General features: G+C 64.3%; 13 protein-coding genes. 2 read left to right on the top strand and 11 right to left on the bottom strand.

The window, feature by feature from the left end; genetic code table 11:
* The coding region (locus tag EVC45_RS42235; protein WP_248295485.1) for a transposase at positions 1-309 on the top strand (309 nt) is incomplete at its 5' end.
* A gap of 241 nt (positions 310-550) precedes the next feature.
* Here the strand turns inward: EVC45_RS42235 and EVC45_RS42230 are convergent.
* The 10 genes from EVC45_RS42230 to sctU form a co-directional block, all read right to left on the bottom strand.
* The gene (locus tag EVC45_RS42230) at positions 551-1,018 is read right to left on the bottom strand and encodes a CesT family type III secretion system chaperone (protein WP_129964027.1); all 468 of its coding nucleotides are present in this window, start codon (positions 1,016-1,018) and stop codon (positions 551-553) included.
* Positions 1,019-1,352: 334 nt separating this feature from the next.
* Entirely contained in the window at positions 1,353-1,613 is a 261-nt protein-coding gene (locus EVC45_RS42225) for a type III secretion protein (RefSeq protein ID WP_129964026.1), read from the bottom strand.
* A gap of 7 nt (positions 1,614-1,620) precedes the next feature.
* On the bottom strand, positions 1,621-2,835 hold the full coding sequence (locus EVC45_RS42220) for a secretion protein (protein ID WP_129964025.1): 1,215 nt from the start codon (positions 2,833-2,835) through the stop codon (positions 1,621-1,623).
* Positions 2,836-2,994: 159 nt separating this feature from the next.
* The gene (locus EVC45_RS42215) at positions 2,995-3,882 is read right to left on the bottom strand and encodes a hypothetical protein (RefSeq protein WP_129964024.1); all 888 of its coding nucleotides are present in this window, start codon (positions 3,880-3,882) and stop codon (positions 2,995-2,997) included.
* Positions 3,879-4,142: a type III secretion system export apparatus subunit SctS gene (sctS, locus tag EVC45_RS42210; protein WP_129964023.1), complete on the bottom strand. Its 264-nt coding sequence runs from the start codon at positions 4,140-4,142 to the stop codon at positions 3,879-3,881. The genes EVC45_RS42215 and sctS overlap by 4 nt, the downstream gene beginning before the upstream one ends.
* 34 nt (positions 4,143-4,176) lie before the next feature.
* Complete coding sequence (sctR, locus tag EVC45_RS42205; RefSeq protein WP_129964022.1) at positions 4,177-4,827, bottom strand: type III secretion system export apparatus subunit SctR; 651 nt, start codon at positions 4,825-4,827, stop codon at positions 4,177-4,179.
* Entirely contained in the window at positions 4,811-6,151 is a 1,341-nt protein-coding gene (gene sctQ, locus EVC45_RS42200; protein ID WP_129964021.1) for a type III secretion system cytoplasmic ring protein SctQ, read from the bottom strand. Before sctQ ends, sctR begins: the two co-directional genes overlap by 17 nt.
* A gap of 53 nt (positions 6,152-6,204) precedes the next feature.
* Positions 6,205-6,810, bottom strand: a complete 606-nt coding sequence (sctP, locus tag EVC45_RS42195) for a type III secretion system protein SctP (RefSeq protein WP_129964020.1) — start codon at positions 6,808-6,810, stop codon at positions 6,205-6,207.
* 30 nt (positions 6,811-6,840) lie between these two features.
* Entirely contained in the window at positions 6,841-8,940 is a 2,100-nt protein-coding gene (gene sctV / locus EVC45_RS42190; protein ID WP_129964019.1) for a type III secretion system export apparatus subunit SctV, read from the bottom strand.
* Positions 8,924-10,030: a type III secretion system export apparatus subunit SctU gene (gene sctU, locus EVC45_RS42185; RefSeq protein WP_129964018.1), complete on the bottom strand. Its 1,107-nt coding sequence runs from the start codon at positions 10,028-10,030 to the stop codon at positions 8,924-8,926. Before sctU ends, sctV begins: the two co-directional genes overlap by 17 nt.
* Before the next feature lie 91 nt (positions 10,031-10,121).
* Between sctU and EVC45_RS45955 the strand changes: the two genes are divergently transcribed.
* Positions 10,122-10,289 (top strand): hypothetical protein, encoded by a 168-nt coding sequence (locus EVC45_RS45955; protein ID WP_168991652.1) that lies wholly within the window; start codon positions 10,122-10,124, stop codon positions 10,287-10,289.
* 253 nt (positions 10,290-10,542) lie between these two features.
* Here EVC45_RS45955 and EVC45_RS42180 read toward each other — a convergent pair.
* On the bottom strand, positions 10,543-10,851 hold a 309-nt coding region (locus EVC45_RS42180), incomplete at its 5' end, for a transposase (RefSeq protein ID WP_248295485.1).

The raw sequence follows: 10,851 nt of genomic DNA, 5'->3' as shown, positions 1-10,851 counted from the left end.
CAGGGCTCAACCGTCAGTCTGGATGGCGTCTACGACTGCCGCGAAAACCGCCGTGCGATCTTCAACCGCGGCATGAGGCCCAACATTCCCGAGAACCCGCGTGGGCGCAAGGCACCGAAGCGCGGTCGCAGACGGCATTTCGACGCGGCCATCTTCGCGGAGCGCTTCAGCACCATCGAGCGCGTGTTCGCCTGGGAGGACACCTTCCGCCGCCTGCTGCTGCGCTTCGAACGCATCAGTGCCGTGCACTACGCGCTCAAGACGCTCGCCTACACGATGATCAACCTGAGGCACTACTGCCGCAGCTGATCGCGGCCCTCAGGGCGGCCTGTCGCTACTTCGCCGGCGCATTGCGCCATGGCCGCGCGCGTCGTTATCATGTCGATCACTTCGCAAATCACACTTCCGCTTCGCGTTGCCTGTCTTGCCAACTCATGCATTTCATGAAACATATGCATTACTGATCAAATGCAACTTCAGTCTGCTTGAAACCCGCAATCAGTTGTTCGTCAGCAATTGAGTCCGCAACGGACTGCGCTGCCCCGGCTCGCTATGCGCGCAGCCACGAGAACTCTCCCGCGACGATCCCTTCGAACATCTCTTCCGTCGATTCGATGATGTTCCTGCGCCAATAGCGGCCATGCTCGGCGTAGTGCGAGAGCAGTTCGGCGAGCGCCGTGCCGTCGACGTCGTGGGTCATCGGCACGCGCACCACGAGCACGATACCGCCGGTATCCGTATCGAGTCCGAGTTGCGCCTGGTCCTGGGCGTAGATCATCAGGTTGGCCTCAAGCATCAGCCGGAATACGATGAGCGTGCGACCGGCCGTCACCGTGCCGTAATGAAAATTCGCGTACAGCGCGTCCAGATCATTTTCGAAGTGTTCTAGCCGCACGTCAAAGCCTTCGACCTCGATCGAGCGGGTGCTCAGCACATGCTCGGCATCCGCGAGGCCGACCGTCGCGCACAGGTCACGCACCAATGCTGCGTAACGCTCCGAACTATCGTTGGTGTCCAAGTAAAAGGCCCGCCCAACCCAGAAAAAGTCCTACCGACGCCGCAAAAAAGAAAGCTCTCGGCACACCGCGAGTCGACCGGGGACATGGCGCAGCCTTTGCAACCCGTGGCCCGGCCGGTCCTTGCGGACTTGCACCGACCGGACCACGAAGTTCTCCGCGCAGCGTTGATCCCCGGTTTTCATGGTGTTGGCCACCGCGCCGGCTTCCGCTGCCAAGCCTGTGATGGCAGTCGTTGCGCCACCGATAGATATAAGACCCCTCGTTTTGGGGTTTACGCAGAAGCGCTGCCCGGTGTGACAGCCAGCCGCCGCCACAGGGCGAGCCTCCGCGCCCTCAGGCCGCGCCGCGTGTGTCCGCGAGCTGACCGACGATGCGTTCCGCGGCGAGCAGGCCGCGGTAGAGCTTCGCGAGATCGTTGCGATCCAGCTCGGTTGCGCCGTGCGCGTCGCCCACGTTTTTCGCGGTTGCCTCGAGCGCCTCGCGTATCGCAGCAAGACGCGGTCCGCCGGCGGGATCGGCGAGCGTCTTCTGCAGATCGTTGAAGTCGGCGGCGCACGCTTCGAGCGGTGCGTAGATGTTCGATGTCTGTGTCATGGGAACCTCACTTCGGTAGCGGCAGATAAGCGGTGGTGTTGGCCGCGCGCGGCGCGGGGGAGGGCGGCGTCGCGGGAATGTCCTCGACCGGCTGCATCACGCCCCGCGCAGCGGCGGGCGCTTCGTCGGCGCTTCCTGTCGCGCCCGGGTTGCCGTTTGCATTCCCATCGGCAGGACCATTTCCCGCCGCGGCCGCTGGTGCGTCTTCCTGCGACGTGTAGATATGCTTGACGCCGTCGGGTGTCTGTCCATAGCGCACATCGTCGGAAGACATCAGGAACGAGAACGTGGGCGCCGGGGTCAATGCGTCTTCCGCTTGCGCGACGCGCAAGCGCACATCTTTCACGTTGTCGCTCAGATCGTGGCGCATTCGTGCAACGGCCGACTCCACGTCGTGCGGATTGACGACCCTGCCACTAATCTCGAAGGCTCCGCGCCCCGCGTAGACGACCTTGAGCCCCTGCATCGCGAGCGAATCCGCCATATTGCCCAGATCGTTCTGCGCGATGTCGTAGTGCCGCACGATGCGATCCGGCGAAATCCGCATCAGCATCTTGCGCAATTGCGTGTCTTCGGCGGCGGTCGCGACCATGCCGCTGACGGTCACCGTCGAACCGCGTACCTGCGCATGCAGTTCCTTCATGTGCGCGGCCTCCAGTTCGAGATTGACGCGCTGCGCGAGATCGCCGGCGTCGCGCGGCAATGCGGCACGGCTGACGGCCGTCGTCAGCCGCATCGAGCCGATCACCAGCACGGCGCCGAGCATTGCACACGCGGACACGATACCCGCCATTCTGCGACGGCGCGAGCGTTCGGCTGCGCGCCGCGTTTCTTCCGGCTTCACAAGCAGCGTGGAGAGCAGCTCAAGATCGCTCGGCCATGCCGCGTCATCCAAGCCGATGCAGACGACCGTCTCGCCGAACTGCATCGGCACGAAGTCGAGCAGGATGACCGCCCCCGGCTCGTCGTCGGTTCGCGAGGCGAGGGTGGCTCCCTGAGCGCTGTCGCTGCTTTCGTTCACGGCGGCGTCGCCCTTGGCCACCGCCATGCGGCGCGCGCTCACCACGCCGCATGAATCGACGACGAGCGAGACATCGTCGCCGCACCAGTCGGAGATGCGGATGTCGGCGTCATCGTCCGTACCGATCCGGTGAGCGCCGGCGCTCAGACGCAGTTCCGCGCCAGCATGCACGCCAGTCAGGATACGCAGCAGCTTCGTCATGCAGAGCCTGTTGAAGGAATGATGCGGCGCGCAGCGGCACGCCTTTGACACTCCACTCTAGCCGCCGCCGGCGACGTCCCAGCACACAATGCCGAAGCGGGCGCCGGGAAAGCGAAATTGCGCGGAAGGTGCAACAGAAGCGGCCAAAAACGCGACGCCTCAGCCGCGTTCGGCGGCAATAAGCGCGGTGCCGCGCTGTACGACGCGCACGTTCATCGCGCGCTCGCGCATGGGCGGTGTCGAGGGCCGGCCGTAGCCGAGCAGCAACAGCGGCATCAGCAGATTCAGCCGCCCTGCGCGGCTGATTTTTTCCGCCGATGCTTCGCCTTCCACGGACGCGCCGCGGGCAGCCAGGTGTCCTGATTCGCACGCCTCGATCAGGCGCTGCCGCCATGCGTCCATGCTGACATCGCCGGGGGCACCGGTATGCAACTGCACCGCAAGCAGATCGATGAAACGCTCGTGCAGCCCGGCATCGAGTGGCGCCTGCGGACGTGCGGCGGCTTCGTCGTGCCATGCCAGTAGCGCGTCACACCACAGGCGCGGCAGCGTCTCGGCGAGATCCGTGAACGGCGCCTGTGCCGCGACGAATTTCTGCAATGCGCCAGGCGCGGGCCGCGCGATCGACGTTTGACCGCGCATGCGAATCAGCGCGCGCGGCGCGCAATCATCGCGATCCGAGCCGTCGCGTTCGTCATGTGGTTGTCCGCCGCTGTCGCAGCCATTGCCTGCGTCGCGGGTGACGCGGCCTGAGCCGCCGACACCGGCCTCCAGCACCTCGTCCGCTTTGTCGCCGGCCGCGACGACGGGCCGCCGCACTCCTGTGCGGCACGCGGCATTGCGCCTCCTAGCATTGAGCGTCGCGAGCTTGCGACCGAGCACTGAACCGCGCATCGCCGTGTGTTGCGTGCGGGCATAGCTGAACATGATCGTGCCGCGATACAACACGGCGAAGCGTGCAACGGCGGTCTGCTGCAACCGTTCGCGAGCCGCATTCGTGTGGGTTGCCGGTGCAACCGTGGTGAGCGGTGTGCCGACGCGCGTCATTGCGGCACCGCCGTATGCATGATCTCGTTCGCGAAGTGCAGCAGCGCGGCTGCCGAAAACGGCGCGGCGATCACAATCGCTATCGTGACCGCAATCAGCTTTACGCCGTGCGAGAGCGTCTGATCCTGCATCGACGTGATTGCCTGCAGGAACGATACGCCGAGCCCCACGAGCGCCGCCACCAGCACAACCGGCAGCGAAATGTACATGCACAGCTGCATGCCCTGAGTTGTGAAGCGCATGAGTGTGTCGCTATCCATGCCTGTCTCGTGATTTTTCGCGCAGCCAGCCGCGCTAGCGATAGGTCATCACAAGGCCGTGGACCAGCGTGGACCAGCCGTCCATCACGACGAACAGCAGCAGCTTGAACGGAATGGCCACGTTGGTGGGCGTCACCTGATTCAGTCCCATCGCGAGCAGCACATTGGCGATGATCAGGTCGATGACGATAAAGGCGATGTAGAGCAGAAAGCCGATCTTGAACGCGTCGGTCAGTTCGGTCAGCGTAAAGGCGGGCGCGAGCACGATCAGGTCGTTCTCGTGCAGGCTCGACGCCGCGCCTTTCGGCCACACCACATTCGCCGAGCGGATGAAGAAGCGTTTTTCGCGTTCGTTCGTATGCTTCTGCAAAAACGAGCGGAACGGTTCGCGCGCGGCGCTGAAGATCTGGATCACCGCCTGGGTGGGCTGGCCGGCAATCGGCTGCCCTTGCATCGACTGCATGGCCTGCATGCCGACCGGCGCCATCACGTAGAGCGACACGAGAATCGCCACGCCGTTCAGGACCATGTTGGGCGGCACCTGCTGCACGCCGAGTGCATTGCGCAGCAGGCCGAGCACGACGACGATCTTCGCGTACGAGGTGACGATCATCGCAACGAAAGGGACAAGGCTGATCGCAACAATGACGATCAGCAGTCCGGTGATGTCACTGAACTGGACCATCGCCGTGCGCCATGCGCAGGATGCGGATGCCGAGATGGTCGCCGACGGTGACGAGCTCGCCGTAGCCGATGGTCTGGCCATGCGTGACCAGCTTGATCTGTGCTTCGTTAACCGGCGTCGGCAGTTCGATCACATAGCCGGGACGCAGCGCATACAGTTGCGAGAGCGGCAGCGCGACGGTGTCAACTTCGAACTGGACAGGCAGATCGAGTTCGCCGATGTCGATTGGATTCGACTGTTGATCCGGCGCGAGCAGATCGTCCGGGCGAACGGGATCCAACTCATCGGTCATGATGGGCTCCTTCGTGAGTGAAAGCCTGCGGCCTTCGATGTTGACTGGCGCGTGAATGCGCATCAGGCCGGGCGAGCCCCAAGCCACCGTGGTGCTCGCGAGCGGCGCGGCCTGGGATTCCGCGGCAGCGCCTTGGGCAGCGTGGGTCGCGCAGGCTTCGACGATATGCCCCGCGCCGCTTCGCGGCTGCAGCGAGCGCAGCAGGACGTCGCCTGGTTGAAGCGCGCGCAGCGTGTCGACGGGCAGGCGACGCGAGCCGAGTATCAGGCGCCCAGGCACTGTGCAACCGCTCAGCGGCCATGCGCGGTCCCGCATCTGCGACGAAGCGTGCGCGGTGATCGCGTCGGCGGTAAATTGGGCCGTGCGCGCGGCGTGCCACGCTTCGAGCGCGCCCACCACGGGCGCCGCCGGCAGCACGCGCGCGCGATGCCGGGTTCCGTCGACCGAAAAAGTCACGGTGAATGCCGCGCCATCCCGCGCATCCAGCATATCGGGCCCATTCGACGCGGGCGGCACGCCGCGCGTGAGCTGCGTGAGATGCATGCCGGCAAAACCGAGCGCCGTGAGCCGCTTGAGCAACGGCGCCAGCAGCACACCGGCGACCGCGATGCGCAACGCACGCGCCGGGTCGCCGGGCACCGGCGCGCCGTCAGGCAGCGCGGCGATCTCGAGAGCGGGGTACGCAGCAAGATCGAACAGTACGCGAATCGCGCCGGCCGGATGCACGAGATCGAGCACGCCCGGCTGTGAAAAAGGTGCGCTCGGGCCTTCGGCGGCGGCTTCGGGCGTCGCTTGCCATTCGGCGATAGCGGCGTTCCGCTGGATGCATTGCACGGTGCCCGCATGGCAGACGAGCCGCGCCAGGCGCGCCACGAGCTGCGGTACGGCGTGAAGGGGCAGCACGCCGATGGGCGTGGTTTGCGCTGCCGCGCGTAAGCCGGCGTCCACAATGGCAGCCGGCTGGGCGGCAGGCGATGCGGCGTGTTCGGCGGCCACGCCCACCCCTGACATTTTGGCGATCGAATAACCCATTTCGGTTCACGGATGCGGCCTGCGTCGGCCAAGATAAACGACAGGCGGCGCGTTCACCACACCGTCAGTTCGATGTCGCGTGGCGTGCCCCACGCGTTCAGCAGCGCAGTGAGCTCGCGTTCGAGCATCGCACTGTGGTCGAAGAGTAACTGTCGCGCTTCGATGCCCCGCGTGTCGAACCGAAGTGATAACCAGAAACGCGAAAGAGAGAGATAGAGCACCGTGTCCGGCAGAATGCGCGCGTCGAGCGGAATGCGCACTTCCCAGTTGCGGGCATCGCCGATCGCGGGGTCGGCGCAGAAGGCCGCGACCTCGCGCACAAGTTCGAGAAAGTGGCCTTGCGTGCGAAAGAGGGCGTCGACGGCGGGCATCGTTGTGAAGGAAAGCCGCTGCAGCAGCGCGTCGTGCGCGGCTTCGCCTTCCGCGTCGGCGCTCGAATCGCGGGCCCGTCCGTTATCGAAGGGAATCGCGTGCCCGCTGTTCTCAACGGGACCGCTTGCTCCGCATGAGCGATCCGCTTGCGTTTCAGGCGTCGCCCCTTCGAATGCTCCGGAAGCGCCCGGCGAGCGCGTGCGACGCACGAGCACCGCGCGGGCGGCGGGACGGTGGTCGCTATTCGACGCAATGATGCGCAGCGGCCGCGGTTCGATGAGGGCCATGAGCGTGAATTCTGACGTGAACGCGCGAGTCTAGATCGTCACGCGGCCGAGCGGCTGCAATTCGACATGCTCGCCCAGTTCTTGATACGAGTAGACGGCGAGCCAGTCGAGCCGCGCCTCGATCATGCGGCGCACGTAGCGGCGAATGTCCATGGAGGTAACGAGCGCGACGCCGTCACGCGGCGTATCGCCCACACAAGACTGGATCTGGTCGATCAGAAAGCCCACTTCGTCAGGCGGCAATGCAAGGAAGTTGCCCGTCGGCGTCTGCTTGATCGCCTGGCGGATATGCTGCTCGACCGGCAGATCGAACAGGACCGCAGGCAATTGCCGGCCTGCGCCCGCCGCACGATGCGCGAGAAAGCGCGCGAGATCGCCGCGCACATATTCGGTCAGCATCAGCATGTCCTTTTCCTTTGCGCCCCACACGACGAGGCTCTCCAGAATATTGCGCACGTTGCGGATCGGAATCTGCTCTTCCAGCAGCCGTCGCAGCACGTCCGCGATGCGCTGCGGCGGCAGCACCTTCTGCACCTCTGCGACAAGGCCCGGATATTCGGCGTTCTGTTGATCAAGCATCCATTGCACTTCCTGAATGCCGAGAAAGAGCGACGCGTGCTTGCGCAGCATTGCCACCGACGCATGCGCGATCACCTGTTCGGCGCGCCATGCCGGTTGCTTGGACGGCAAGCTCTTTTCGTCGATCCACCATGTGGGCCCCGGGCCGCCGTCGAGTCCGCGGCGCTTTTCGCCTCCACGAATACCGGCACGTGTGGCGAGCGTTTCGGCGTCGACGGAAAGCGGCTCGCGCATGCCGGTGAGCTCCGGCTCCGGCAGCATCACCTTGCCGGGCGGCAATTCGATCGCGCAATACGGCACGTCGTGCATCAGCAGTTCGCAGCTCGAAGCGGGCAAGTCGTCGCTTGTCCACATCGTGATGCCGGGAAACGGCAATCCGAGATATTCCTGCAGCCGCCCGCGTTCGGTTTCGAACGAACGGTCGAGCGCGGTAGTCGACAGGCGCACGACGAGGTCGGGCGAAATACGCACACCCAGCGGGCAGGTGAATTGAGGCGCTCGCGTGAGGATTGCCGGCGTCCCGGCTTTCGAGCCGGCGCGCTGCATTGCGTTGACGGCTTCGCCCGCATGCGTGGTCGCGGCGGGTTTGTGCCTGCCGAGCCGGTAACCGCAGGACGCGAGAATCGCCGCGAGCAGCCCGAATAGCGCAGTCGGAAAGCCCGGCACGGCGGCGAAGCCAAGCAGCAGCAGGCTCGCGAAGTAGAGTGCGCGGGCGCTGGCCGAAAGCTGCTGGCCGATCTCGTCGCCGAGCGACAGTGGCCGCGCGTCGCGCTCGTCGGAGACGCGCGTGATCATTACGCCCGCGGCCACCGAAAGCAGCAGCGACGGAATCTGCGAGACCATTGCGTCGCCGACCGACAGAACCGAAAAGCGGTTCGCGGCTTCGCCCGCCGTCATCTCGTGATACGCGACGCCTACCGCAATGCCCGCAATGATGTTGATCAGTGTGATGATGAGACCGGCCACCGCGTCGCCCTTGACGAACTTCATCGCGCCGTCCATACCGCCGTGCAACTGGCTTTCGACAGCAAGCGTTGCGCGTTTGCGGCGCGCCTCTTCGGGCGTGAGCAGATTGGCGCGCAGATCGGCGTCGATGCTCATCTGCTTGCCGGGCAATGCGTCGAGTGTGAAACGCGCGCCGACTTCGGCCACGCGCTCCGAGCCTTTCGCAATCACGATGAACTGCACGGTCGTGATGATCACGAACACCACCATGCCGACCACGAGGTTACCGCCCACCACCAGCTCGCCGAAACTTTCGATGATGCTGCCCGCATCTGCGTGCAGCAGAATCGATTTGGTTGACGCAATGTTGAGCGAGAGCCGGTACAACGTGGTGAAAAGCAGCAGCGACGGAAACACGGAAAGCGACACCACGTTCGGCACATACATGGTCACCATGAGCAGAGTCACGCTGATCGTGATGTTGATGGCGAGCAGGACATCGATCAGAAACGGCGGCAGCGGCAGGATCATCAGCGAGATGATCGCGACCACCAGCATCGCGATGCCGATTTCGCCGGCGGCGGGTAGCTTAAGTGTCTTGAACATCGCGGCTCCCGAGGTTGTCGCGGTTGTGCTCGCCGGCTTTGTTTTCAATACGCCGCGCGCCGATTGCGTCGACCCAGCGCAGGATCGCGGCGACGGTCTCGAACAGTTCCTCCGGAATGGACTCGCCTATCCCGACCTTGTAGAGCGTGCGCGCGACCGGCGGATTGCCGATGATCGGCACATTCGCATCACGCGCGAAGCGCCGCAATTGCGCCGCGCTCTCGTCCATGCCACGCGCGATCACGAGCGGCAGCGGATGTTCTGCGGGCACATAGCGGATGGCAACCGCATAGTGCGTCGGGTTGACGATCAGCGCGTTCGCAAAGCCCATGCGCTGTGCGGGTGCCGCCGAAGTCGAGAACTTGCGGGCGAGCCTCTTGCGTTCCGCCTTGATCTCCGGGTCGCCATCCGTCTGTTTGCGTTCCCGCTTGACTTCGTCTTTCGACATCTTCAGGTTGCGCAGGAACAGCACGCGTTGCAGCTTGACGTCGACGAGGCCGATCACGATAAACACGGCTACTGCGACGGCAAAAACTTTGATCAGCAGCGACCAGAAGACCTTTGACAATTCCGGTGGCGACTGATACAGCGAAACCACGATCAGCGGCAAGATAGACCTGATCGTGAACCCCATCACCAAGCCGATAACGATTGCCTTGATCACCATCTTCACGAGGTCGATCACCGTGCGCCACGAGAAAATCCGCTTTACGCCGTCGACGGGGCTCACGTGTTTGAGATCGGGTACGACAGGTTTGGTGGCAATCTGAAAACCCACTTGCGGGATCAGCGCGGCCACTGCTGCGAGCGCCGCCGCACCCACGCATGGCACGATCACGATCAATGCCTGCTTGCCGAGCTCGAACAGCTTGCCGAACATGAGCGGCTGATCGTGACTGCCGGACGCGAATTCGAGCGCAGTACTGACGATTGTTCGCAGCGCACCGCCGAAGCTCGCGGCCGCGAGCACACCGACGACAGCGGCCATTGTCGCGCCGTCGACCAGGTCGGCGCTCTTCGACGTCTCGCCGTCCTTGCGCGTGTCGCGCAGCCGTTTGACGGTGGGCTGCTCGGTCTTTTCTTCGCTCATGACTTTCCGCTCGTAATGTCGAATGCGCGGCACCCCACCCTTGGCCTTCGTAGCTCAACGGTAGCGGGGCGTTTGCCGCGCAGCGCGGCGGATGCGAAGCCTGCCTTCGGCAAGCGAAGTGATGTCGTCACGCGGCACGGCACGGCACGACGCGCGCTTCGCGTGGGTCGCGCCCGCTTCGCTTCGTATCGGACATTTTCTGGACGGTGCCGGCTGGTATGGTGTGACGCATTGCTGCGCGCCGAATGCCGATGCTTAATCCGGCAGCGGGCCATCGAGCTTCGTAGACCCGTCCATCAGCAGGAGTTCTCGCCATCAACTGATTGCGGGTTTCAAGCAGACTGAATTTGCATTTGATCAGTAATGCATATGTTTCATGAAATGCATGAGTTGGCAAGACAGGCAACGCGAAGCGGAAGTGTGATTTGCGAAGTGATCGACATGGTAACGACGCGCGCGGCCATGGCGCAATGCGCCGGCGAAGTAGCGACAGGCCGCCCTGAGGGCCGCGATCAGCTGCGGCAGTAGTGCCTCAGGTTGATCATCGTGTAGGCGAGCGTCTTGAGCGCGTAGTGCACGGCACTGATGCGTTCGAAGCGCAGCAGCAGGCGGCGGAAGGTGTCCTCCCAGGCGAACACGCGCTCGATGGTGCTGAAGCGCTCCGCGAAGATGGCCGCGTCGAAATGCCGTCTGCGACCGCGCTTCGGTGCCTTGCGCCCACGCGGGTTCTCGGGAATGTTGGGCCTCATGCCGCGGTTGAAGATCGCACGGCGGTTTTCGCGGCAGTCGTAGACGCCATCCAGACTGACGGTTGAGCCCTG

It is taken from the genome of Paraburkholderia sp. UYCP14C (assembly GCF_004197395.1).
Classification (GTDB): Bacteria; Pseudomonadota; Gammaproteobacteria; order Burkholderiales; family Burkholderiaceae; genus Paraburkholderia.
Note: the sequence above shows the minus strand (reverse complement) of the source record. Positions and strands in the feature narration are given on the sequence as shown.

Excerpts from the sequence above, each read along its gene's own strand:
- EVC45_RS42225 (WP_129964026.1), bottom strand. The coding sequence starts at position 1,613 with ATGACACAGACATCGAACATCTACGCACCGCTCGAAGCGTGCGCCGCC.
- EVC45_RS42220 (WP_129964025.1), bottom strand. The coding sequence starts at position 2,835 with ATGACGAAGCTGCTGCGTATCCTGACTGGCGTGCATGCTGGCGCGGAA.
- EVC45_RS42215 (WP_129964024.1), bottom strand. The coding sequence starts at position 3,882 with ATGACGCGCGTCGGCACACCGCTCACCACGGTTGCACCGGCAACCCAC.
- sctS (WP_129964023.1), bottom strand. The coding sequence starts at position 4,142 with ATGGATAGCGACACACTCATGCGCTTCACAACTCAGGGCATGCAGCTG.
- sctR (WP_129964022.1), bottom strand. The coding sequence starts at position 4,827 with ATGGTCCAGTTCAGTGACATCACCGGACTGCTGATCGTCATTGTTGCG.
- sctQ (WP_129964021.1), bottom strand. The coding sequence starts at position 6,151 with ATGGGTTATTCGATCGCCAAAATGTCAGGGGTGGGCGTGGCCGCCGAA.
- sctP (WP_129964020.1), bottom strand. The coding sequence starts at position 6,810 with ATGGCCCTCATCGAACCGCGGCCGCTGCGCATCATTGCGTCGAATAGC.
- sctV (WP_129964019.1), bottom strand. The coding sequence starts at position 8,940 with ATGTTCAAGACACTTAAGCTACCCGCCGCCGGCGAAATCGGCATCGCG.
- sctU (WP_129964018.1), bottom strand. The coding sequence starts at position 10,030 with ATGAGCGAAGAAAAGACCGAGCAGCCCACCGTCAAACGGCTGCGCGAC.
- EVC45_RS45955 (WP_168991652.1), top strand. The coding sequence starts at position 10,122 with ATGCGAAGCCTGCCTTCGGCAAGCGAAGTGATGTCGTCACGCGGCACG.